The 22,077-nt window shown below is 60.1% G+C and carries 23 protein-coding genes; 9 read left to right on the top strand and 14 right to left on the bottom strand.

The annotated features are described in order from the left end of the window. Positions 1-215: 215 nt before the first annotated feature. Genes mobF through S2M10_RS00300 form a run of 3 tightly spaced genes read left to right on the top strand, consistent with a single transcriptional unit; the run spans position 216 to position 4,363 of the window. Positions 216-3,209, top strand: coding sequence for a MobF family relaxase (gene mobF / locus S2M10_RS00290; RefSeq protein ID WP_168844318.1), 2,994 nt, complete (start codon positions 216-218; stop codon positions 3,207-3,209). A 9-nt stretch (positions 3,210-3,218) separates the two neighbouring features. Further along, entirely contained in the window at positions 3,219-3,809 is a 591-nt protein-coding gene (locus S2M10_RS00295) for a restriction endonuclease (RefSeq protein WP_168844319.1), read from the top strand. Beyond that, on the top strand, positions 3,806-4,363 hold the full coding sequence (locus tag S2M10_RS00300) for a lytic transglycosylase domain-containing protein (protein ID WP_168844320.1): 558 nt from the start codon (positions 3,806-3,808) through the stop codon (positions 4,361-4,363). Before S2M10_RS00295 ends, S2M10_RS00300 begins: the two co-directional genes overlap by 4 nt. Before the next feature lie 48 nt (positions 4,364-4,411). Here the strand turns inward: S2M10_RS00300 and S2M10_RS00305 are convergent, their stop codons facing one another. The 9 genes from S2M10_RS00305 to S2M10_RS00345 form a co-directional block, all read right to left on the bottom strand. Then, the gene (locus S2M10_RS00305) at positions 4,412-5,041 is read right to left on the bottom strand and encodes a ParB/RepB/Spo0J family partition protein (RefSeq protein WP_168844321.1); all 630 of its coding nucleotides are present in this window, start codon (positions 5,039-5,041) and stop codon (positions 4,412-4,414) included. Beyond that, the gene (locus S2M10_RS00310; protein ID WP_168844322.1) at positions 5,007-5,471 is read right to left on the bottom strand and encodes a hypothetical protein; all 465 of its coding nucleotides are present in this window, start codon (positions 5,469-5,471) and stop codon (positions 5,007-5,009) included. The genes S2M10_RS00305 and S2M10_RS00310 overlap by 35 nt, the downstream gene beginning before the upstream one ends. After that, positions 5,468-6,694, bottom strand: a complete 1,227-nt coding sequence (locus tag S2M10_RS00315; protein WP_168844323.1) for a DUF3440 domain-containing protein — start codon at positions 6,692-6,694, stop codon at positions 5,468-5,470. The genes S2M10_RS00310 and S2M10_RS00315 overlap by 4 nt, the downstream gene beginning before the upstream one ends. A gap of 233 nt (positions 6,695-6,927) precedes the next feature. Beyond that, positions 6,928-7,431 (bottom strand): hypothetical protein, encoded by a 504-nt coding sequence (locus S2M10_RS00320; RefSeq protein ID WP_168844324.1) that lies wholly within the window; start codon positions 7,429-7,431, stop codon positions 6,928-6,930. Between the two features lie 263 nt (positions 7,432-7,694). Next, a complete protein-coding gene (locus tag S2M10_RS00325) occupies positions 7,695-8,540 on the bottom strand; it encodes a hypothetical protein (protein ID WP_168844325.1) in 846 nt (281 codons plus the stop codon). Continuing rightward, the gene (locus S2M10_RS00330) at positions 8,527-10,083 is read right to left on the bottom strand and encodes an FAD/NAD(P)-binding protein (protein ID WP_168844326.1); all 1,557 of its coding nucleotides are present in this window, start codon (positions 10,081-10,083) and stop codon (positions 8,527-8,529) included. Before S2M10_RS00330 ends, S2M10_RS00325 begins: the two co-directional genes overlap by 14 nt. A gap of 364 nt (positions 10,084-10,447) precedes the next feature. Next, positions 10,448-10,939: a hypothetical protein gene (locus S2M10_RS00335; RefSeq protein WP_168844327.1), complete on the bottom strand. Its 492-nt coding sequence runs from the start codon at positions 10,937-10,939 to the stop codon at positions 10,448-10,450. A 2-nt stretch (positions 10,940-10,941) separates the two neighbouring features. Next, on the bottom strand, positions 10,942-11,550 hold the full coding sequence (locus S2M10_RS00340; RefSeq protein WP_168844328.1) for a hypothetical protein: 609 nt from the start codon (positions 11,548-11,550) through the stop codon (positions 10,942-10,944). Between the two features lie 502 nt (positions 11,551-12,052). Then, positions 12,053-12,847: an A24 family peptidase gene (locus tag S2M10_RS00345; RefSeq protein WP_348770499.1), complete on the bottom strand. Its 795-nt coding sequence runs from the start codon at positions 12,845-12,847 to the stop codon at positions 12,053-12,055. Between the two features lie 195 nt (positions 12,848-13,042). On the opposite strand from S2M10_RS00345, the gene S2M10_RS00350 reads away from it, so the two are divergent. From S2M10_RS00350 to S2M10_RS00365, 4 genes are all read left to right on the top strand, one after another. Next, positions 13,043-13,690 (top strand): winged helix DNA-binding protein, encoded by a 648-nt coding sequence (locus tag S2M10_RS00350; RefSeq protein ID WP_168844329.1) that lies wholly within the window; start codon positions 13,043-13,045, stop codon positions 13,688-13,690. Positions 13,691-13,876: 186 nt separating this feature from the next. Continuing rightward, positions 13,877-15,247 (top strand): IS1380 family transposase, encoded by a 1,371-nt coding sequence (locus tag S2M10_RS00355; RefSeq protein WP_168844338.1) that lies wholly within the window; start codon positions 13,877-13,879, stop codon positions 15,245-15,247. 371 nt (positions 15,248-15,618) lie between these two features. Next, positions 15,619-15,786, top strand: a complete 168-nt coding sequence (locus tag S2M10_RS00360) for a hypothetical protein (protein WP_168844330.1) — start codon at positions 15,619-15,621, stop codon at positions 15,784-15,786. Beyond that, complete coding sequence (locus tag S2M10_RS00365; protein ID WP_168844331.1) at positions 15,787-16,620, top strand: 3-deoxy-manno-octulosonate cytidylyltransferase; 834 nt, start codon at positions 15,787-15,789, stop codon at positions 16,618-16,620. Positions 16,621-16,663: 43 nt separating this feature from the next. On the opposite strand, the gene S2M10_RS00370 is transcribed toward S2M10_RS00365, so the two are convergent. The 4 genes from S2M10_RS00370 to S2M10_RS00385 all read right to left on the bottom strand — a co-directional run bounded on the left by S2M10_RS00370 (position 16,664) and on the right by S2M10_RS00385 (position 20,018). Next, complete coding sequence (locus S2M10_RS00370) at positions 16,664-17,473, bottom strand: helix-turn-helix transcriptional regulator (protein ID WP_168844332.1); 810 nt, start codon at positions 17,471-17,473, stop codon at positions 16,664-16,666. Between the two features lie 117 nt (positions 17,474-17,590). Further along, positions 17,591-18,631 carry a FecR domain-containing protein gene (locus tag S2M10_RS00375; RefSeq protein WP_211090786.1) on the bottom strand — a complete coding sequence of 347 codons (1,041 nt, stop codon included), beginning with the start codon at positions 18,629-18,631 and terminating at the stop codon, positions 17,591-17,593. A 20-nt stretch (positions 18,632-18,651) separates the two neighbouring features. Continuing rightward, complete coding sequence (locus S2M10_RS00380) at positions 18,652-19,176, bottom strand: sigma-70 family RNA polymerase sigma factor (RefSeq protein ID WP_211090787.1); 525 nt, start codon at positions 19,174-19,176, stop codon at positions 18,652-18,654. Between the two features lie 80 nt (positions 19,177-19,256). Then, positions 19,257-20,018 (bottom strand): TonB family protein, encoded by a 762-nt coding sequence (locus tag S2M10_RS00385; protein WP_247650523.1) that lies wholly within the window; start codon positions 20,016-20,018, stop codon positions 19,257-19,259. A gap of 309 nt (positions 20,019-20,327) precedes the next feature. Here S2M10_RS00385 and S2M10_RS00390 point away from each other — a divergent pair, with 309 nt between their 5' ends. Both S2M10_RS00390 and S2M10_RS00395 read left to right on the top strand, forming a co-directional pair. Continuing rightward, positions 20,328-21,053 carry a LuxR C-terminal-related transcriptional regulator gene (locus S2M10_RS00390; RefSeq protein ID WP_168844334.1) on the top strand — a complete coding sequence of 242 codons (726 nt, stop codon included), beginning with the start codon at positions 20,328-20,330 and terminating at the stop codon, positions 21,051-21,053. 131 nt (positions 21,054-21,184) lie between these two features. Further along, on the top strand, positions 21,185-21,496 hold the full coding sequence (locus tag S2M10_RS00395) for an HU family DNA-binding protein (protein ID WP_168844335.1): 312 nt from the start codon (positions 21,185-21,187) through the stop codon (positions 21,494-21,496). 121 nt (positions 21,497-21,617) lie between these two features. Here S2M10_RS00395 and S2M10_RS00400 read toward each other — a convergent pair whose 3' ends face one another. After that, positions 21,618-21,920 carry a TonB C-terminal domain-containing protein gene (locus S2M10_RS00400; RefSeq protein ID WP_211090788.1) on the bottom strand — a complete coding sequence of 101 codons (303 nt, stop codon included), beginning with the start codon at positions 21,918-21,920 and terminating at the stop codon, positions 21,618-21,620. Positions 21,921-22,077 lie beyond the last annotated feature (157 nt).

Below are 22,077 nucleotides of genomic sequence, written 5' to 3' on the forward strand. Positions count from 1 at the left end.
CCGCTGCTCCACCACCATACGAACCGCCCGCTCGCGGACTTCAGGTGAAAATTTGTTGGTTGTCTTGCTCATAACGGATGCTCCTTCTCACAAGTTGGAGCCTCCTGGAAACCCGGGGCGCTTCACACTTTGCTCGGCGCGTCTCGGGGCAGCGTTCGGGTTGCGCTCGCCAGCCATGACCGCGCCAACGGCGCTCGCGAGCAGGCGAAACCGGCATGATCCATCCCCGCCGCCTCAAAGGGACCGCCGCCAACATCAGCCGATATTACACGATCGGCGATTACTATACCAAGGGCGGGGACGAACCATCCGAATGGGGCGGACGCATCGCCGCCGACCTGGGTCTGTCGGGTCGGGTCGATCCCAAGCAGTTCGAAGAGCTTCTCGCCGGCAAGGTGGGTGACCAGCAGCTGGGGCGTCGTCGTAAGGAGGGCATCCAGCATCACCCCGGCTGGGACTTCAACGTCAGCGCCCCCAAGTCGGTATCGATCCTTGCGCTGGTGACGGGTGATGATCGGATCATCGCCGCACACGAGAAAGCCGTCACCTCGGCGCTCACCTATCTTGAGGAGCATGCCGAGCTGCGCCGGCGGGTGGAGGGCGAAGTCGTTCACGAGACCACCGGGCGGCTGCTGTTCGCCCGCTTCACCGAGCACGCAAGCCGTGAGCTCGATCCGCATCTACACACCCATGTCGTCACGCTCAACATGACCAACCATGCGAACGGCGATCGCATGTCGAGCCTCGAGACGCGCTCGATGTTTGCTGAGCAAATCGTCGCGGGCCAGATCTATCGAAACGACCTTGCCCATAGCCTGCGCGAGATCGGTCATGAAATCCGCTTCGATCCGCGCCGGGGACTGTTCGAAATTGAAGGCGTCCCCGGCCAGCTCATTCGCGACTTTTCGCAGCGCGCCGAGCAGATCAATGAGCATGCGCAAGAGCATGGCCATACAGGACAGGCCGCACGGCGCATCTCCTTCTTCGAGACCCGGAAAGCGAAAGAGAAGATCGGGCTCGAAGAGCTTCGTGCGCGATGGCGCACACGCGCCGAACCTTATCATGAACCTCTCGACCAGGTTCTGGCGGATGCCGAAGCGCGCGGCGAAAGAACGATCGCGATCAACCCTAATGTCGCCCGCCGCGCGACCCTGTTCGGGATAAGGCAAAGCGAGACGCGCGAGGCGGTCAACAATGTCGGCCGCCTCTATCGGACTGCACTCGCGTCCCATGTCGGCGAAGTCCGGTTCGGAGATATCCGTCCGCTGTTCGAAGCACAGGAAGAGAGTCATAAGCTCCTCAAGACGGTGCGCCAGACCGGTGATCAGCCGCTCCCACGAGGACGTACCTCGCGGCGCACGGCAAAGCTCGAATTGGCGCTATCCGAGCATCTCTCGCTCGCGATGGGTGATGTGTCTCCTGCTGCCACTCGGGAGCGTCTGGCCGAGGCGGCGAGCGCGATCGGTTTAACTCGGGCGCAAACCGAGGCGCTGGAAGCCATCGGCACCGGGCGGAATCGGCTTGTCGCAGTCCACGGCGTGGGAGGCGCGGGTAAGTCGACCCTGGTGCGCGGCCTTGTCGAGGCAACACGTTCCGATCATACCACCATCGCGCTGGCGCCAACCTCCTCTGCAGCAGCCGACCTGGGGGGAAAGGCCGGCATCGAATCCCGGACCGTGGCCTCGCTTTTGGCAAGCGGCGGATATGGCATTACCAACAAGCACATACTGGCCCTTGACGAGGCAGGCCAGCTTTCCAACCGGCAGGCTCTGCGCATGCTGGAGATCAGCAGGGCGACCGGCGCCCGCCTGATCTTTCTCGGTGACAATAAGCAAACAGGGGCGATCGAGCAGGGCAAGGCGTTCTGGCTGATGCAACGTCTGGGTCTCCCGACCAGTCACCTGACCGAGTCCATCCGGCAAAAAACCGACGAGATGAAGGAGGCGGTCACTCTCGCGCGGAAAGGGGACTACGCCGCATCGCTCGCCAGCCTTGACCGCGTGACGACGGCGGAGAGCGCAGAGAAGCTCGCCAAGGACATGGTGGCCGAGTGGACGCATCTCAAGCCATCTACCCGCGCCGGCACCAACATCCTGGTTCTCGACAATGCCACGAGGCTGATCGTCAACAGCCACATCCGCGAGGTGTTGAAGCGCGAGGGGGCGGTTGCGGCTCAGGATCACCGGCTCGAAGTGCTGACCCCTGCGGGTATGTCCGATCAGGAGAAGCAAGTCGCGCGCTTCTATAGCGCCGGCCAGGTTCTGAAGTTCGCAAGGGACAATGCCGGGTTGGGGATTGCGCGCGACACTGAATATCGCGTTGTTTCAATCGGCCGCAACGGACAAGGTCGTCAGGTCGTACGCATCGTCGATGAGAATGGGCGACAGATCGACTGGAATCCGCGACTTGGTAAGGCCGCGCACGTCAACGTCTTCTTAAACGAGGAACGCAAGCTCGCACAGGGCGACCGTATCCAGTGGCGTCTCGTCAACAAGGACATCGAGGTCAAGAACGCCGAACGTGGCACCGTCCTGGCACTCGACGGAACCATGGCGACGATCCAGTGGGATCGCGGCGCACGAGTCCAGAAGGTCGAGCTATCGGAGCATCGGACCTGGGACCATGGCTATGCCGAAACGGTATATTCCGCCCAATCGAAAACCTACGACCGCGTCTACGTCCTCGCACCAGTTGAATCCGGCCTGGTCAATGGGCAGAATTACTACACCGCGATCACGCGAGCCGAATTTGGCGTCAAGCTCTGGACGGAAAACGTCGCCCGTCTCGCGAGTAAGCTCGCCGCGCATTCAGGCGAAAAAACCTCGTCACTTGAAGCGCTCAATCGGCTGAAACTCGATAGTCATCGACAGCGCGGCGCCCGTCATAAGGACAGGCATGATCGCTCCCGCGAGGAGAATGCTCGCGATCGCGACGCCCGCAAAGCCGAACGTGAACAACGAGAGCGCGAACGCCAGCAACCAGAGCGTGCTGACCGAGGACCGCGCGGCATCGGTGGTATTCTTGCGGGCCGCGCTCAAGAGAGTGCCGCGCTGGTCGATCGCTTCCTGCGCGGTACGATCGAGCGCGATCGTGCCCGCACATCGACAGAGCAAGAGCACAGCGTCGCTCCTGAGCCTGTCCCCCAATCCCAGCCACAGCCTCAACCCGATCATGACCATGGCGGCCATGGGGGCGGGCACGACCGATAGGAGAAACCCATGGAATTTATCCTGCTCGCGATGCTTTTCGCTCTGTTACTGGCATTTCTGCTCAGGCGCTACCGTATCCCCATTCGCCATCGCTGGCGCCGGCGTCAGGCGCGAACCATGTGCGAGCAGTTGCGTGGTCCCGATCGTGACCAGCCAGCCGGGCTGCATTATGCTCGGCTTCGGGCGATGGACCCGCTGGCGTTCGAGGAATTGTTGCTCGAAGCCTTCGAGCAACGTGGACATCGTGTGATCCGCAATCACCGCTACACCGGCGATGGCGGCGTCGATGGTGAAGTTGTCATTGATGGTGAGCGCTGGCTGATCCAGGCGAAACGCTATCGCGAAACCATCCGTCCAGAGCATGTCCGTGACTTCGCCATGCTCTGCGCCACCCGTAGGCGACGGGGTATGTTCATCCACACTGGCCGCACCGGTGGGGTCAGCCGCACGGTTGCCCTTGGTGCCGACGGGATTGAGATCGTGTCGGGGCAGCGATTGCTCGCCCTGCTGACGGGAGCGCCTTTCCAGCCCGGCGGTTGCCCGCCGCTCCGCAGCGTTGGAAATGACCGTTCCGGATTTCGCGATCGGGCGCCGCTATGAGGATGCGTAACTCCTGCGTCGGCCGCCCACCGCATCCTAAACTGGTGATTGCGATATCGGCGATGGTCTGCGGAGGGCTCATCTCCGTTCCCGCATCGGCAAAGCGGGGTTCTTCCGGTGAGGCATTGGAGATTGCCCGCTGCATCCGTATCGCCGCACGCGGCCATGGGTGGCTTGAGAAGACGCTCTGGGGCTTGCGGGAGCAAGAAGCCGGCTGGTTGGGGGCTGAGGTTGCAAATACCAATGGCACCCATGATCTGGGGCCCTTGCAAATCAACAGTTGGTGGGTGCCGCGCATTGCCCGGCTGGTCGGCAAGCCCGAACATCACGTCCGGCATTGGTTGCGATACGATGCGTGCTTCAATGCCGAAGCGGCGCGCTGGATCTTCCTGTCCGGGCTGAGATCGACCGGCAATTATTGGAAAGCGGTCGGCGTCTACCATAGTCCCACAGCCTGGAGACAACTGGCCTATGCAGAAAAGGTAGCTGGTCACATGCGCGCCAGGTTTGGCCCAAACGTGTTTGAGCCTGAAAGCGCGGGGGGAAGGAGGTAGGTGGACGGGGAGGCGTGGTGAGAGGCAGCAGGCATTCGCTCTCTGAATTCACTCCCATGAACGAGAATATTCATGGTCGCGGAACAGCTCGGGTAAACCGGAAACCTGCTTGAAACGGACAACCTCGTCGGCGTCCATGCCAAGATTGCGCTCAACATCCTTTTCGCTCCATCCGGAACGCAGCAAGGCGACGACAATATCGGTCATGGATGGAACCGCGTGGACGCCGCGAGCGCGATTGTGCCGGATAGTCGCGGCGATGCGCTCAGCTCTGCCCGCCTGCGCTAGTCGGATCGAAACGATCGGCAAATAGCCATGAATGCGTTCGCGGATGCGTTTGGATTTGCCGACCCGCTGGCGGTGAAAGCCATCCACGACGATGTGGCGATCATCTTCCACATGGGAAACGATAGGCTGGGTGAAGCCGTCCGCATCGATCGACCGCTCCAGCAATGCCATTTCGGGTGGCGCCACGGTGTTCGGGTTGTAGTCGTTGCCTTCGACCGTTTCGGCCGGAACCCATTGCACGCAGTCGACGGGTTGGTCGGCGAACGGGCTATGCCTATGGAGCTGGCGTCGCAGCTGGTTGAGCGCTTCAACCCGTCGTGCGATCGGCAGCTTGTCCAATTCGCAAAACAGGGCTTCAGCCTGCTGCACGATTAGCGCGACCTGCGGCATGCGCGTTCCTTCTCAACGTTACCCAGGACCCCCGGGTGGAATGGGTGATGAAGCCATAGGGTGCGAGCTGCTCGACGCATGTTTGCGGCACGCTCGCCCAGCTTTCGGCGCCATGGTCATCGATGCAGGCCAGCACGGCCATGCGTAAAGCACGAAACAGGCCATGGCCGCGCACATCGGGGCAGACATAGCCGTAGCGAATTCGGAAAATTCCCGCTTGTTGCTCGATACCAACGAAGCCGAGCACCTCTGAGCTTGGCGTACGGCGCACGACGAACCACCGATAGCCGGCGCCATCGTTGAGCGGATAGCCGCCGCAGTCCTTCCGAACAGTCGCGCTGGCGAAGAAGCGTCCCATGACTGAAAAAAAGGCGGCCTCATCGTCTGCGGAGCGCATCTCGGTAATTTCAAAGTTGTCGAGGGTGATCATCGACTACCGCGGTGCGTCAGAGCCAGAGTGTCGATATCACGCCGTGCAAATCCGAACGAGAGCGAGCGCGCCATGTCCTGCTTGAGAAGCGATAGCGCGACGCGGCGCCATGATGGCTGCTGTTTGCGGTTCTCGAGTTTCGGATCGCCCACGTCCGGCCAGGTGGACAGCGGATAGCCGTGAACAGCCCACCAGTCGATAAAACGCTGAATACGGCGCTCATACACGCCGCGTAAGGTCTCCGGCATGCTCTTGAGCAGGAATTCACTATATTGCCGCCAGGTCGCGAAAGTCGGGGGCAGACCGAGGCCGCCCCGGTAGCCCAGAAAGCGCTGGCGGCTGTAGCGGGCAGCGTAGTTCGCGCCAGCAACGCGCTTGACGACCCGGAACCAGGTCTCCGGCTCCAGTTGATGAAAGAGATCGAGACCCTTGCGCTGATCGTCACCATAAGGCTGGCAGATCCGCATCTGGGAAAAGGCAACGCCTGCCTTGTGCATCTGGTCGTAGAGACGATTATAGGCGCATCCCCGGTCCGCGACATAGCGCCAGAGATCATCGAATTTCCAATCATAGATCGGAAAGAAGGTGACGGCGTCGCCTCCGGCAAGGTCACGGGCGCTCCACTGCACCGGAACGCCTGTCCGGGGCGAGCGCCAGGCGCTTTTCTTGACACGGGCGCGACGTTTGACGGCCAGATAACGGTTCAGCGATTCATCCGAGCGAATGCCGACCAGAAAAGCCGTGGGAATCCCGTCCGCGAGCCACTCGTTGAACGCGGGTATGAACTCCTCGAATTCCATGCGGTATTTGTAGAACGGAAAATAGCTTTGATCGCGGATAACCGAGCGGTGCTCCGGCATCGGGCGAATCCAGTCTGCTTCGCGCTCCGGTTCCCAAGAACACCAATAGGGTTCCTCCAGGCTGGAGGCATTTCGCAGGTTGATTGGCAGGCAGATCCACCATGGTCGGACATCGTCACGGTCGAACATTTCGACCACATGGTCGATAGTGAACTGATACTGCCCTTCGAGATCTACGAAGAGAACATCGACCGGAGTGCGTCCCAACTCGTGAGCGACCTCCAGCGCCAGATGAAGCGTGACCGAACTGTCCTTGCCGCCGGAAAAAGCCACGCACACGCGCTCGAAATGCCTGAACACGAGACGCATCCGTGCCTTCGCGGCCTCATAGACATTTGTCTCATGATAGGTTTTGCCTGCCATGCGTGTCGTTCGTCTCCTGCCGGATCCGCGCTACACAGAATGGCGATCAATACCGTATGCGTCGCGTTCCTCACAGACCACCCAGTGTGGTGAGTGCCGGACACTGTAGATCGTCCGGGCCTCCTCGGCACTAGGAGAATCCCTAACATGATCCGCACCCTGTCGGACGTGTCGCCGATGGGCGGCGACTGGTTGCGAGGAAAGCTTCAATCGGCTGGGAGCAGGACCGTTGGTCAGATACGGTCTTGAGCCATATCGCCTTCGCGCATTTCGGGTAACGGCCCGGCTTCGGCAGCGGAACAACCAAGCAAGACTGGTTGATCTCCGGCGGGGCTGCCGCTCGCTTCAATATCCCGACCAAGCACATGCTGCAGCAGGATCCGCGTCGAGCGAAGCGCGATCTGGAGCGGTCTTGTCAGGCCCGGTTGCGAGACATGCGGGGAAGGGGGTGGGGTAGCAGTCTCGATCAGACCAAGAAGCGCTTGCTCGTCGCCGGTGAGCGCCGCAGCATTTTCATGCGCAGCCCGAAAACGGCGTCCCGACCAGGCTTCGAGAATCGACAGCAGGGCTGCAATAGCGGGAGCCAGAAAGCCGGCGTCGCGTATTTCGAGTCTTGCGAACAGCGTTGGCAGGATTGGGCGATGCCGGTCTACCGCTTCTCGCCAACAGCGCGCGGCATCAACAATGATGGATTCCGGGGTGACAGGTGCGAGGAGGGCGGGTGTAACGCAGGACAAGGTGGTTTCCTTTTACACAACCCCCTGTTTCTGGATGAATGTCAGGCATTTAAGGGAGCGATGTTGCACAGGCAAGACGGTTGGGAGTTCTCAGGGTCTTCACGCGGGTTGGGGTGGCTCGAGACATGGCGCTGATTGTATGAAGTGGGCGCTTGATCTGGGGGACGTCGATCCATGCTGAAGCAAGAGTAGAAGCAATTTTCGAGCGTCGGATATCTATTTCCGCAATCGGCACCTCCTGAAGGATGGGGTGAAAAATGCTTTCAGCTGGAACTGTTCAACGTGCGGGACGAGGTGGCGATTTTGACTTTCGGCCAATCTTCTCCAAGCGTCACGAACTCGATCGCGCGGCCTTTACGCAGTTCCTCAACCGGGAAGACGAGCGTCTCCTGGTCAGCCGCGCCGACGATGATCGCGGAGAGGGCACCGGACTCGGAAATGACTGGTGCGCCCAGCGCCTGAGGTTCTGCGAGCGGGCGATTTCGGCCGCGGGTGACGAGGCCGCAGTAGGAATAGTAGAGCGTCGTGCCGAGGTCGGGGATGCGTACTTCGTCCAGGTCACCGGCGACCCGCCCCTTGCGATTGATAACCGGCCTCGACAACTGGTGGTTCGTTCGAATTGGCCCCCTGCGGACGTCATCCCCGAAGTCAGGATCCGTCCAGGTGGGATCGTTCAATCGTCGAACATGAAACAGGCCATCGCTCCAGATCCCCTCACGGAAGTTGCGGACTGTCGCGAGGGGTTTGGCGGTCTCCCTGGGTTTCTCGAAAAGTGGGGTTGCCTCGAGGCGAAGGACGTGGAACCCCAGCCTGGCACTCTCCGGACCGAGGGCTTGCTCAGGAGGCACCAGTGCACCCAGCGCTAGACGCTGTTTGCCTCGCCCTCGGATCAAGGTGCAAGAGACTTCCTCCGCACTCGGCAGCAGATGCGAGTGCGCCGTCAGTAGAAGGTAGAGACTATCATCTTCGCAGTCTTCGCGTGTGAAAATGGCGGAAATCATCATGCGGGCATCGCCGTCTCCGACGATGCCGATCTTGATGATGGTGCCGAGCCGGAGGGCGTTGTTGGAGGCCCGGCTAGGTTCTGAAAGACCGCTACGCTTCGTCATTGGGAGGCCTGTTGCGATGGATGTTGACGGGAGCGACCTGGACAGACGCCGGGCCTACACGGAGCGGGAACAGGCGCAACTGTTCGGCTTTGCGTCTATCCTCCGCATCGAGGACAACCTTGATCGGACGACCGTTGGTAAAGCAGTCGTCCACAATGATAGTGGTCTGGAAATCGAGCCCATAGGCCCGGCCGATATGGAGTAGGGTCTTTCGCACCATTCGCGGCAGAGTTTCGAGAGAAACGCCCGACTTTGCCATGCCATCGTGCGTCCAGCGAAACACGTCCCTGTCGTATTCGCTCACATCGGCTGCGGCGGAATGCTCGATCGCCTTATCCCGAAGCCCGGCGAGCTCCGCGGCGGTCAACAGGTCGGCCGCCGCCGGCTCTGCGCCATGGCGAACGATGACGCGATCGAATTCAGATGGAGGGTCAACGGGCGCGCAGATGTCGTTGTCGGGTATCATCTTGCATTGATCCTCCTCGACTTCGAGCTCCCCTTTGACGGCTGTCACATATCGCCTTGTTCCGTTGCTGAAGTAGGCGAGCAGCAGCTTGTTGATAGGGGCAGCGGTGAATGAATAGGGGCTGGTCGACCGGTGCAGGAGCGTGATCTTACGATTGGAGGCACGGTCTTGCGTTCCGGCAAACGATGATAACTTTCCCTGGGTCTCGTGGCTGAAAACCACTTTGCGATAGAAGTCGCACGGGTCAGTGCTGTCACCCGTTCCGGCGATCCGGTGCAGCGCGCGCTCGGCCTCGACTTCCAGGACATCGTGTCTGACTTCGCTATCCGTCAACGCGACCGCCAGCATGTGGGCGGCGCGCGTGACCTTGGTGCCCAATATGGGGGAGAGCACGTCGATGAGCCCGCCATCACCCGTGCCGCTGACAAGAACGGCCTGCCCATCATCGGCAATGGCGTTGGGCGACCAGTAGCTCGGCGATTTCAGCGGGCCCAAACTGCGCTCTGTCTTGAAGCCCGTGGCGAGGACAGCGATATCCGCCTCGACATTTGCACCACTCTGCAGTTCGAGCAAAACGCCACTGGCAGTTTGATGCAGCCGGATGACTTTGTCGTGGACCAGATCGACCTTTGGGCCAAAGCCGCGTTGCCATTCATCGAGGATGTCCTCGACTACCATATCAGCCTGAGACTGCGCCCAGTTCAGAAAGGGCAGGGCTGTCGCCGGCGTTGGCTGCCGCTTCGGCCAGAATATGATGTTCGGATGAAGCTCCCTATGGGTGGCGTCCCGATATTGTTCGAACGGCGTCGTACGGGCTTCAATCAGCCTGACGCTCGCCCCGACACTCGTAAAGCCGGCTGCGAGCGTTCTGCCTGCAATACCGGCGCCCACGATACAAACGTTTCGCCGGCCGGGCAGAAGCCGCTTTCCAGCGATAACGGACACGAGCGCAAGGGCGCGTAGCTGCTGGGAGTAGAAATTTTGCTGAGTAAGGAAGGGATTCATTGCATAGAGCGTGTCGGAAATCCGGCAAGCGCAATAAACCGCCGCCCGCTTATCGTGCTCGTTGTCCCCCATGAATGTCCTTGCATTTGAAGAGCGTGGTGCCCGAAACGTCAGGCTTTCGGCAAAGAGCTTTCAGGCCTCATTAAGTGGGACACGCGCCGGAGCATTCTTGGCAAAAAATTATCATCCAGATGGCTTGCGGACGGCTAAAAGATTCTGAAACTGAGCCTGAAAGCGCGGGGGGAAGGAGGCAAGGGGACGCGGCGAGCGCGATTGTGTCGGATGGTGGCGGCAATGCGCTCAGCTCTTCAGGCTCAGTGTCTTGCCATATTCCCGTATCGGTCCTTCAGGTCGGGTGCAGTATGACAGCCTGTCCAGAAAATCAGCGTTGCTTCAGACCATGTTGGCCTGGCAGGCGGTCGGTAGCGGTGCAACCTTACATCTGCGCCATGCATCGGGCCATATAGGCGACGACTTGTCCGCGTTCGGATAGCGTGAAAGGCGCGAAATCACTGCCGTCGAGGCGGATCAGAAAGCTTTGCGACTTAGCCACATCCTGAAGATATTCAGTGTCGAGATGGACGACGAGGCGGAAGGTGTCGTCCAGCAGCGAACTGCGGCTCGGCACGCGCACGAATTGAATGTCCAATATGGGTGCCCGCCGCCCGGCGAACACGACTTCGCCGGTTTTGGGCGGGGAGTCGGAGGACATATTGCCGCTCATCATGATCTGGAAACGATCGCGCCGTTCGGCAAAGATACCCAATCCAGCGGTCGGAATCCGCTGCATATCCATCGTCGTCTGCACCCCGCAGGTGCCTTGGGTGCTGGTGATCCGCCACGATTGAAACTGTTGTGCCGCCGCGGGCGTGGCGATCAGGGCGCCGAGAAGCAGGCCAAGCACGCTCCGTGCGACATTCGATTTCATGCTCAATATTCCAATCCGTGCATCACCGCGCCCATGGACGGATCGGCCATGTCGCCGCCGTTGTTCATCAGCCGATTGTTCATGCGCATCATCATGAGAAGCCTGTCGGCATCGCCCTGCGGATAAGCGCCGGGCGCCTGCGCGCTTTGCCGGGGTGCAGAGCGCGGCTCTCCACGCGCGGCGCGATCGCCGGCAGCAGCGGCAGCGGCAAGGGCCTCATCTGTCGAACTGCGCGGCGCTGACGGCGGGCGCGAGGGACGGGCTGCTGCGCTTCCTTCTTTGGAGAGTGCGGCAAGGCAGGTGCGCAGTGCCGCGACAGCCTGAACCCGCCCTGGTGGCGCAACATCGGTCAGGCGACGACCATCGAGGCGCACATGGATCGACTGTGAGCGCGCGAGGATGTCGAGATGCTCTGCACGCAGCATCATTGCCACCATCACCGTTTCATTGTCGGGGCGCTGCACAATCGCAATGGACTTCGCTTCGCCTTCATCGAAGCGCATCACCCCCTGATAATTGTCGCCCGGGCCGAGTTGCGGCATCGCTTTGGAGGCAAAGGTGACCATCACCATGGGGCCGCCATTGCTCGTGAGGCCGACCATGGTGGGCATGGTCTCGGTAGGCAGAGCGACCTGCGTGCAGGCGCCATCGCCATTCACGGCCTGCCATCCGCTCTGAGCGAAAGCCACGACCGGGAGCGCTGAGAGGAAGATTGCGGCGCATGATGGCAGATGTCGTAAGCTCATCTCGGTTTTCTATGATGGATGATTGACGATATGGTGACGCTGAGTCCGTAGCCGCCTAGGCCGTCGTTCGTCACACCGCCGTGCTTAGCCGTTAAGAGTATTCTGCTGTCTGAGAAAGGGTTGCATCGCATAGAACGTGTCGGAAATTCGGCAAGCGCAATAAACCGCCCACGCGCGCTTATCGTGCTCGTTGTCCTCCATGAATGTCCTTGCATTTGAAGAGCGTGGTGCCCGCACACGTCAGGCCTTCAGCAAAGAACTTTCTGGCCTCATTAAGTGGGACACGCGCCGGAGCAATCTTGGCAAAGAACTATCGTCCAGATTGCTTGCGGACGGGCAAAAGCTTCTGATGCTGCATAGCTGGCCGTCAAATTCGGCCCATTTGGAAGGCGATCCAGACGGCGAAACCGCCAACTGCCAGGCAGGTGCCAAATGGTAACCGTCGGCTTGAAAGCGGCTCCTCTCCATCTCTGCAGATGGCCACAGCAGCAATCAGGCCGATCAGGCTGGCTCCTAGCAATATGTGAGGCAGTGTCTGCCAACCCAGCCAACAGCCGATCCCGCCGAATAGCTTGGGATCGCCGCCGCCCAGTCCATCTCGGCCACGCAGCCGGCGATAGCCATGTTTTACCAGCCAGAGGGACAGGAAACCGACAAGGCCACCGGCAAGGCTGTCGATCGAGCTAACCCCCGTACCGGCGAGGCTCGCTGCAAGACCGGTGATGGCAAGGCCCGCCGTCAGGAGATTGGGCAGGATGAAGTGGCGCAGATCGATCGAACCGAGCGCAAGGAGTTGCCATCCGAATAGGGCGCCTGCGACAGCGGTCGTGCCGGAGGCGACCATTCCTGCGAGAATGCCGACAAGACATGCGATCGTCTCGATCTGCCAATGCAACGCGTCGATTGGCGCGTTGCATGTCCGGCATCGAAACCGAGAGATAATCGTGCTGAGCAGAGGAATGAGTTCGGCGGGGGTCAGGACGCGGACGCAATGATCGCAGCGCGAGCGATCCACAACGATGGGCTGTCCGGTGTCCCACCGTATTACGACCGTGGCGATGAAACTTCCAACGAGAGCCCCGACCAAGCCAAGCCCGGCGATCAGTCGGAGATCTGGTGCAGAGGCGATCATCAGGCAGGACAGCTTCGTTTCTCTGATCACTCGTATGGTTGATTATATATTACATGCGCGTGACAGAAATGCTTGCGGCGCGGGACTCTCTGTTGATTTTCTTCAGAAGTAATTGACTTCCGTCAATGCATCGGCTGCTCTTATGATTAGGGTGGAATCGCTCAACCGGGAATGGTGCGTATGTGCATAAGCGAGACAGGCCTGCTCGTTGTGTCGGCGCCAGGCATGGCAGCGCCGCTGGACGCTGGCCGAGATACGATGTCGACCATCCACTTATCGGCGGTGGAGGTTGGCGTTTTGGCCTCGGACATCGCGCCAGCTTGTAGTTGTCCGGATGCCCGGATTTTTCCAGCGCGCGATTCGCTGAACGAGAAGATTTTCGTTTCGGGCAGTTTCGTCGTACCGGAGATAGCACCGGCTTGCGGCCTTGGATCCGTCCCAGTGGATGGAAATTTGTCTGTCCATACGCTGGACATGCCCGCCGAGACATCCGATCGGACGCGCTCAGATTCCGAAGTCGAAGCGGACATCGTGAGCGAAATTCAGTTCATATTGCGTATGCGACGGGCGCGAACCGAGTTTTTCGAAGACAATCTGTTCGCGGAACCCGCTTGGGATATGATGCTTGATCTGATGGAAGCACGCCTGCGCGGGACCGAGATTCTGACTTCCAGCCTCTGCATGGCCGCGTCTGTTCCGGCCACAACTGCGCTGCGCTGGATCAAGAACCTGACGGAGAAGGGGATACTTGTCCGTAGAGCTGACGAGAACGACAAGCGTCGCGTATATGTCGCGTTATCCGACGCAGCGGCCTGCGCGATGAAGGACTGGTTTGAACTATTCAATCGGCAGAGACCCACTGCCGGTTTGTGAAAAGCCGGCTCGCGTCGATCTTCCGGGTCTCGCGGGAAGCGCTACCCAAATAATCCTCGCTGACTGTGGATTCTCCTAGCCTGCCTTATTCACCGGGGCGGGTGAATGGGTTGGCGGGAGTGGCGTAAGCCTTTGCTTTGCGGTAGGAAAATGGGTGTCTATACCAGTCCTGCAGCGAGGCAATTTATGCCACGGACCACACCCGCCGGGAGCGATGATAGCGCACCGGGATTTTCGTTTCCAGCGGTTGGCGGGAAGAAGATCACAGCCGAGTTCGACGGTGGCCGGCTGACCTCGGACGGCGGCGTTCTGCTGCTGGCGCAAGCCGAGCGAGCGATGGGAATTTGCCGGAGGCTTGCGGCTTGCATCGCTGATCCGCGTGACCCGACGCGGGTGACCCATCGCCTTGATGACATCCTGCGCGCCCGGGTGTTCGCGATCACGTGTGGCTACGAGGATGCTGACGATCTCGACGCCCTGCGCGACGATCCGGGGTTCCGCCTGGCACTGGGCAAGTTGCCGGGATCGGGCGCGGGGCTTGCGAGCCAACCGACGATGAGCCGCTGGGAGAATGCACCGACCACGCGCGAACTGGCCCGGATGATGGCCGCGATGATCGGCGTCTACTGTGCTAGCTATCCGGTCCCACCGGCGGCGGTGACGCTGGATATCGATGATACCTGCGATGTCGTGCACGGCTATCAGCAGCTCTCGTTTTGGAATGGCCATCACGGCGAACGCTGCTTTCTGCCGATCCACGTCTACGACACTGCGACCGGCCGTCCGGTCGCGATGCTGCTGCGCACCGGCAAGACGCCGTCGGGTGCCGAAGGTGCCGGCCACATCCGGCGCCTGGTGCGTCATATCCGCCAGCACTGGCCCGATACCCACATCACTATCCGCGGAGACGGGCACTACGGTCGGCCCGAGATCATGGCGTTCTGCGAGGCGGCCGGGGTCGATTACGTGTTCGGCTTGCCGACCAACGCCGCGCTGCGGGCCGATCCGATCATTGTCGCCGTCGCCGACGCCTGCGCGGTCAAGCGGGCTCAGCGCCAATGCCCGGTCCTGCGCCATTATACCGAGACCCGCTACGGCGCCCAAAGCTGGAAGGGCCAACGCCGCGTCGTCGCCCGGATCGAAGCCAGCACGCTGGGCATGGACATCCGCTATGTCGTCACCTCGCTGACAGAAGGCTCGGCCGAGCATATTTACGGCACGCTCTATTGCGCGCGCGGCCAAGCCGAAAACCTGATCAAGCGCCACAAGACCCAGTTGGCCAGCGATCGCACCTCGTGCCGCTCGGCCAATGCCAACCAGATGCGCCTCATCCTGCATACCGCCGCCTACTGGCTGATGTGGCGCATCCAGCAGGCCATCCCCAAGGCCACTGCGCTGGCCGCTGCCGAGTTCGCGACTCTGCGCCTGCGGCTGCTCAAGGTCGCTGCCCGCGTCATCGAGAGCGCCTCGCGTATCCGTGTCGCCTTCGCGTCAGCATGCCCCGACGCCGGCGTGTTCAAAGCCATCGCCACCGGTCTTCGGCCAGCGCCGACATAGCCAGCGCGGCCATGCCGCCGAAACCCGAGCCCTCGTCCCTTCAATCTCGAAAAGCCCATTGCTCCTGACGCGGTAAAAACACCGGCGCCGGCGCTCGCCCAAGTCAAGCCGCCAAACACCGATCGAGCTCGGGACACACCAGAGCGGCGGGCTCGTGAATAACCCGGGCTAGCCTGATGGTCTCGTTAATCGATTAGCGTGCCTCATGGCTATGATGCTCCTGTATAGCTGTCCCAGCAAAAGGAACGTGCGATCATGTCCGTGACCCGCGCGATAGAGGAAGATTCCGTCTCGGTCATCGCAATCGGCCAGACAATAGCGATGTGCGTCGGAACGCAAAGGATCGGGGCACGCTCCGTCCTGAGGATATCATGACAAAGCAGCCGCGCACCCTTGTATCCGGCGCTCCGGCGCGCGATGCCTTTGGTGCTATGTCGCAGGCCCGGATCACCTCGTTGTTTGTGCTGGCGGATTTGATCGACGGGCAAGTGATCTGGCTTGGTCACATTCACGATGTCTTGCGTCACGGGGTTGCCTGAATGTTGCGCGTAGTCGGAGGCAAGGAATTCACGTGCGAGGATCGCGGTGTGGCGATCATCATACCTGCACGTTTCGAGTCGACACGATTTCCTGGGAAATCCCTTGCGGAACTGCGAGGTGTGTCGGGCGCATCGAAGAGCTTGCTGCTGCGAAGCTGGGAGGCCGCGAACCGCGTAAATGGCGTCGATGAGATTTGGATCGCCACCGATGATATTCGCATTCGGGATGCCGCGGAGCAGTTCGGTGCGCGGGTGGTAATGACCTCCACTGATTGTCGCAACGGAACCGAGAGGTGTACTGAGGCGGTGTTGGCCGCCGACATCAAATCCGATCTCATTGTTAACTTCCAGGGCGACGCACCTCTCACTCCGCCATTGGCGGTTGAGGCATTGATTCAAACCATGCATGACGCGCCTTGCGTAGAGGTGGCGACCACAATGGTTCGCTGCTCTCCGGTGGCAGCGGATTGTCTTCGTGTTGATGAGACGGTGGGACGCTCCCGTGCGACCACAGTCGTCTTCGACAGAAATTTCGACGCGCTCTATTTTTCCCGGAGCATCATTCCGTTCGTACCGGAGGGCATGGCCCGCCCGCCTGTCTATCTCCATGTTGGCGTCTTCGGATATCGCCGTGATGCACTCATGCACTATCCGGGCCTCGAACCGTCCGTCTTCGAGGAAACCGAAGGCCTGGAGCAACTACGCTTCCTCGACGCAGGAATACCGATCCGCATGGTCGAAGTCGGTACACCGCCCGGCGGGGTATGGGAGGTCGATTGCCCATCCGATCTTGTGTCTGTCGAAGCTGCCTTGGTGGAGCGTCACCTGCACTGAAGCATCCTGACTTGTTCTCAGGTCGCTTTCCGGTGCCACCCCTTCAGAATGTCGCAAGCCCGTGCGCGAAAGCCAGGACGACAGCCCGCAGCTTGGATTGCGCTCCCAGTTTGTCCGACGCATTCCGGAGATGATAATCGATCGCCTTCTCGGATAGGCCGAGCGCCTCTCCGCTTTGTGCGTAGGTGTATCCCATCGAAGCCAGACGCAGCACCTGGTGCTCTCGGGCCGAGAGGCGAGGGACCCAATCTGCGAGGGGCACAAACTGCTTTGCCTTTGCGTGGAAATGCGCCGCGGCGAATGCCAGATCCGGCCCGCAACGTTCGGCCATATCGCGCGAACCAGTCTCATCGTTCCCGAACAGGCTGATGTAGGCAGGTCCCTGGATACTGTCCTGAACGGGAATGATAATGCCGGCAGACACGCCGCGGGCTCGCTCATTTTCCAGCCAGATCCGTTGGATGGGATCAAGACCAGCCTTGGTACGTGTCGTGTAGGCAAAGGGCGCGAAAGCTGCGCGCACCTGCGCAGCGCATGGATCACGGACGAGCCAATCGTCCGCGTCATCCGCATCCCGAGGCGAGGTTGTCAGAAAGCGTAGCGGATGATGCGGGCTGGAATCGGGCTCGTTGGTCCAGAAATTTCCAACATGGATGTAGCGCGCACCGTAAAAACCAAGCAGACGTGCATAATCCAGCAGCCAGTCTCGCAAACGCGAAAGGGATCGGCTGGCTTTCAAAGTTGCAAGGATATCCGGGTGGTTGGCGTTCCCCGGGCGCAGGAACAGCGTACTCGCTTCCACCACGGTCTTTGCATCGTGGCCGCGATTGCTGGCCAGCTTGTTGGTGAACATCAAAGACCCCCGGGGAGCTGCTCCTACTTAAAGGACACGCCGGGAGAGAAATCTGGCAAGAAAAATATGCTACATTTCAATGACTCATCGTCATGAAACGGTAATAAAGACCTTACTTCAACTCAAAACGACCACGTCCCCCGGTAGGCGTGTCACCTTCGCGCCTACGACCAGTTCCGCCTGGTCGAAGAACTCATCCAGTCGATCGATATTGTAGGTCCCATTGAGCCGGCGTCCACCCAAGGCGCCGCTTGCCAGAATCACCCGACCCTTGCGGTAACGGTTTATCTCCTGGATCACCTCCCGCATTGGCATCTCCTGGAAAATCAGCGTGCCGTTTCGCCAGGCGGTGAGAACCGTCGTATTGGCCTGTGCGGTTACGGCGCCGATGCCACGGTCATCGTACCGAACCTCCTGAGAGGCGGCTAATCGGCGGAGCTCACCGTTCCATGCCACCTCAACCTCGCCAGACAAACAGGTGATGCAAATCTCATTGTCGGTGCGCCGAGCGCTGAACTGCCCATTCTTGCCGATGCTTGTGCCTCTGCCGGCAACCAGCGCGGCGGTCCCCGATCGACCACTCGTGACAACCGCCTCGCCGCTGATGAGTTCAACAGCGGGCATTGCAAGATCGCTGCGGAGATTAATGCTGGTGCGGGTATTGAGTTCGACCGTAGCGCCATCGTCGAGGCGCACCACAAGGCGCTCGCCGGTGCCAGTTCGGTATTTGGCGTTCAGTTCGGCGAACGATGGCATCATGTCGAACGAGCGTCCGACGAGCAACAGCCCGCCTGCAACGGACGCGGCCATGGCGCCACCGAGAAAGGCGCGCCTTGAATGCTTCTTTTTTTCTCTTTGAGCGTCGAGGCTTGCGACATTGCTGACAATTCCGATGGTTTCGGGCGCCTCGACACCTTCGGCAACGCGCACGACCCGGCGCAACCTGACGGCCGATCGAAAGGCCAGCTCGTGAGCCGGACTTTGGCCCCGCCACGCAATCAGGTCAGCCGCGTCCGCCTCCGTAGCATTGCCGGAGAGCAGATGATTGAGATGCTCGAGCCCCTCCAGGCGGAGGAGCGCCAGCTCTTCATCGGTCCATGTCGTCCTTCCACTCATCCTGAACAGCCAACCAGTTGCGAGATCATGAGCGCTTTGCATCGAGACATGCTTGCGCTCCCTTATCTAGAGGACACTCTGGCTAGCTGTTCTTGCAAAGCCGCCACCGAAAAATCTTCTGTCACCTGGTGAAGGTGCCTGCTCGTCAGCAGCAGTTCGTTCCGAATTGAGCGTTCTGACAAGCCGTATTCCAAAGCCAGTTCCTTGTAAGTTGCCGCTTCCACCCAGAATCGCCTGAAAATGGCCTGGCGACGGGGCGGCAGTTCCTGCAATGCCCGCTCGACGGCCGCAAGCTCCGACCGGCCTTGAGCCGTACGGTCCTGATCGGGGTTTTCGTCCGGTATATCTATCAGGCGATCGATATCTGCGGTGGAGAGGTGTTTCATCTCGGCTCGCTGGCTATTCCTCGCGGTGTTCAGCGCGATGGTCAGCAGATACGAAATCGGATTTCGCACTTCATCCGAGATCTCTGCTCGATGTAGCCGCAAATAGGTATCGTGTAGCGCTTCCTGCGCTTTCTCCGTCGAGCCAAGCCGACCGGTCAGTCGGCGCTTCAATTCCGGATATGCCGTCACGAACAGCGACAAGAGAGCCTCGCGCGGGGACGAGGTCACGGAATAGATCCTCGATACAATATCTTAGGCTGAAATATAATAACTGCCCCCCTTCAATTCGCCGTCCGGAAAGCGACTTGCTGCAGAGACGAATCGATCTCGATTACGAAATCCATGCGGGCAGGTAGCGAGGCAGGGATGGGCGGAAGGGGCCTTGATCGCTCAAGTGCGGCCAGCGCCGCGTTGTCGAGCATCGCGGATCCTGAACTCCGATGCACCCAGCTTTCCAGGACGTTGCCGTTTCTGTCGAGCCGAAATGCCAGAGCGGTGATTCCGGCTAGACGAAGCTGTTTTGCCTCACCGGGATAGCGGCTGTGGCGCGCAACGATCTCGTAGAGCAGACGCTGGTATTCATTGAGTTCTGCGGTATCGATGGCGGACTCGATGCCGCCGCCCTCTGCGGGCCTTGATGCGGCTCGATCGCTATTGGAGGGCGCCGATCTGGCGATGGTTCCCAAAGCGGATTCTTTGGGCGCGGCAGCCGCAATGGGCGTTCGGGCATCATGGCCGGTAGACAATTCGGACGGCGTTGAGGTCGGGCGGTTCGCCGAGCGATCCGATTCGCCATTTCCGCTTAATTCAATGAAATCGACCATCATGGCTGTTTCACGTTGCGGACTTGGTTTCGAGGGCTTAGGCGAGTTGGAGTTAGCCGCGATGAGGCCGCCCAGCACGGCTGCATGTCCCAGGCACGAAACCAGGATACCCAGGACATCGATTCGGGCGGGGCTGGACATGGCGGACTCGCATAAATTGAAAGGCGGGTTGGCGGCTTCATAGACGTCTTTTTCCGTCTGCAATATGACATGCCTCATGAGTGTCGGAATCCCGCTAGGGATTCCCCTAGCAAATGTGCCGAATGGTTGGGGTAAAGGGCTGCCTATAGTCATCGGGGCAAAGGCGGCTCATCTATGCTAACGGCAGAAATAGGTCGATCTGGAATAGGTTACGCCAAGAATCTGGCTGACAATCTTGTCCGAATTGGCGAATATACTTTTGGTCAGAAAAGAGAAATTCTGCCCGACCTCCGATCGGCGGTTGCTTTTTCAGGAAGCAATTGTGAGCTGGCTCAGCGAATCAAGCGTGGTGATTCACGCCTTGGCGTAAGCTGAACGAGCATCGTCATGGCGGATATTCTCCCCTTCGAGCGCCCTGATAGCCCCATCAAGGCGAAGCCCGGCATCGAGGCCAAGAAGGCTGGCATCGGAGCGTCGCTCCTGAACCTGGCGGATACTTATGGGCTGTATAGCGGCCTGTATCTGCATTTTGGCCATTCTCGGGGCAGCGCTGTTCGCGCCATTGCATCGAGCGCCAACGCAGAGCGCCAGTATGTGAACCTCCTTGCGGACAGCAGTCTGGTTATCAAGGCATTGGCGGCGCGCCGTCCCTTCACCTGGTCCAGCAGTGAGATCAGGTTTGCGCACAAGCTAGACACGCCACATGTCGGCATTGCAGTTCCGGTCCAGGATCATCCCAATGGTCCAGGCCTTGTTGCGCTTATCGGGGTTGGGCTCGATGCGGTGCGTAAAACGGTGAAAGACCATGGCCCCGCCCTGTCATGGGCGGCCACAGACATTCACGCGGCGGCGCTCACGGTATTGCGTGTCGCGCACATTGAAGCGCCGACCCGTCGGGAAATGGAATGCCTAAGGCTGGCGGCCCTAGGAATGACTGTGCCGAAGATCGGCAAAACGCTTCATATGTCGACCCGGACGGCTGAAGTTTACTTACACAGGGTCGTGAAGAAGCTGGGCGGGGCCAACAAGGTCAATGCGGTTGCAATTGCCGTAAGCCGAGGTCTCTTGCAGTGCGACCCATCTGGCCTCGAGCACTCTGAGCCGGCGAGCTGAGGAGGACGACGGGAACGTTACAGGCGGGCGATGCAGAACCGCCCGCATCCTATCGGGCGTATCCGGGCTTTTTGTTTATCGGCCGTCGTCACCCAACTTCTGATCCTGACCGGCAAGGCGCGATCCCAGCTATGAATAAAGACGAACTGATCGAGCGCGTTGCCGTGAGAAGCTATCTTACTCGCGCTGAGGCGTTTCGTGCGGTTGAGGCGGTCTTCGCCACGATCGGAGATGCTGCTGTCCGTGGCGAGGCCGTCTCGATTAACCGCTTCGGCATTTTCTCGGTGAAATCGTGCAGCGCCAGGGAAGGACGCAACCCGCGTACTGGCGAGAGGATATTGATTTGCCCAACGCGGAAGCTGGTATTCCGGGCCAGCAGGGCAATGAAGGATTTGCTGCTCGGTGAGGAGAGAAGCGATCCTGTTAAGCTCGACCCCAGGTGACACGTTTGTGCCGTGCCTCGTTCGACACGTTCGAAAGGGCCTTCAGCTCCTCTTGCGTTTGCACAGGGGGCCCGGATGAGTTGGGGCCTCGATCGCCGTAGAATTTCACCGATAAATGCTATCAAGGTCGCCGCTGGCCATTTCTCATTCCGCGTAGCGCCACCGCAAGGGGTTGCTGAAGGCCGTCGGGCGGGGGAGACACCGCGGCTCGCAGGAGAGCGTCGATCACTAGAAGGTCGGTTTTGGTGCTGCCGCTACTGCGGTGAACGACGACATCACTCAACGTGCCATCTGCATCAATGCTGAGATGGACAATCAGGCTGAAATTGAGTCGTTCCGTGCCTGCACTTGCATGGAGGTAGCCATACAGTTCTTCCTCCAGCAGGCCATAATAAGCGAGCCGTTCAGCCGACAGCAGTCGCACGGGCGCGACCTGTTCCCTGACCACGATGCGTCCTGACCTGCTCCCCAGAATTCATGCCATTGGTAAGTTAGCTCGTCAGATGGAGACGAGCGATGCGGCGAAGCCGATTTACCGAGGATCAGATCATTGGGGTGCTGCGGGAGCATGAGGCTGGCGT

Source organism: Sphingomonas sp. S2M10, assembly GCF_012650175.1.
Classification (GTDB): domain Bacteria; phylum Pseudomonadota; class Alphaproteobacteria; order Sphingomonadales; family Sphingomonadaceae; genus Sphingomonas.

Bases quoted from the DNA above. Each gene is read 5' to 3' on its own strand.
- mobF (WP_168844318.1), top strand. From the start codon at position 216: ATGATCCATCCCCGCCGCCTCAAAGGGACCGCCGCCAACATCAGCCGA.
- S2M10_RS00295 (WP_168844319.1), top strand. From the start codon at position 3,219: ATGGAATTTATCCTGCTCGCGATGCTTTTCGCTCTGTTACTGGCATTT.
- S2M10_RS00300 (WP_168844320.1), top strand. From the start codon at position 3,806: ATGAGGATGCGTAACTCCTGCGTCGGCCGCCCACCGCATCCTAAACTG.
- S2M10_RS00305 (WP_168844321.1), bottom strand. From the start codon at position 5,041: ATGCCGCAGGTCGCGCTAATCGTGCAGCAGGCTGAAGCCCTGTTTTGC.
- S2M10_RS00310 (WP_168844322.1), bottom strand. From the start codon at position 5,471: ATGATCACCCTCGACAACTTTGAAATTACCGAGATGCGCTCCGCAGAC.
- S2M10_RS00315 (WP_168844323.1), bottom strand. From the start codon at position 6,694: ATGGCAGGCAAAACCTATCATGAGACAAATGTCTATGAGGCCGCGAAG.
- S2M10_RS00325 (WP_168844325.1), bottom strand. From the start codon at position 8,540: ATGACGAAGCGTAGCGGTCTTTCAGAACCTAGCCGGGCCTCCAACAAC.
- S2M10_RS00330 (WP_168844326.1), bottom strand. From the start codon at position 10,083: ATGGGGGACAACGAGCACGATAAGCGGGCGGCGGTTTATTGCGCTTGC.
- S2M10_RS00335 (WP_168844327.1), bottom strand. From the start codon at position 10,939: ATGAAATCGAATGTCGCACGGAGCGTGCTTGGCCTGCTTCTCGGCGCC.
- S2M10_RS00340 (WP_168844328.1), bottom strand. From the start codon at position 11,550: ATGCCCACCATGGTCGGCCTCACGAGCAATGGCGGCCCCATGGTGATG.
- S2M10_RS00350 (WP_168844329.1), top strand. From the start codon at position 13,043: ATGGCAGCGCCGCTGGACGCTGGCCGAGATACGATGTCGACCATCCAC.
- S2M10_RS00355 (WP_168844338.1), top strand. From the start codon at position 13,877: ATGCCACGGACCACACCCGCCGGGAGCGATGATAGCGCACCGGGATTT.
- S2M10_RS00360 (WP_168844330.1), top strand. From the start codon at position 15,619: ATGACAAAGCAGCCGCGCACCCTTGTATCCGGCGCTCCGGCGCGCGAT.
- S2M10_RS00365 (WP_168844331.1), top strand. From the start codon at position 15,787: ATGTTGCGCGTAGTCGGAGGCAAGGAATTCACGTGCGAGGATCGCGGT.
- S2M10_RS00370 (WP_168844332.1), bottom strand. From the start codon at position 17,473: ATGTTCACCAACAAGCTGGCCAGCAATCGCGGCCACGATGCAAAGACC.
- S2M10_RS00375 (WP_211090786.1), bottom strand. From the start codon at position 18,631: ATGCAAAGCGCTCATGATCTCGCAACTGGTTGGCTGTTCAGGATGAGT.
- S2M10_RS00385 (WP_247650523.1), bottom strand. From the start codon at position 20,018: ATGAGGCATGTCATATTGCAGACGGAAAAAGACGTCTATGAAGCCGCC.
- S2M10_RS00390 (WP_168844334.1), top strand. From the start codon at position 20,328: ATGGCGGATATTCTCCCCTTCGAGCGCCCTGATAGCCCCATCAAGGCG.
- S2M10_RS00395 (WP_168844335.1), top strand. From the start codon at position 21,185: ATGAATAAAGACGAACTGATCGAGCGCGTTGCCGTGAGAAGCTATCTT.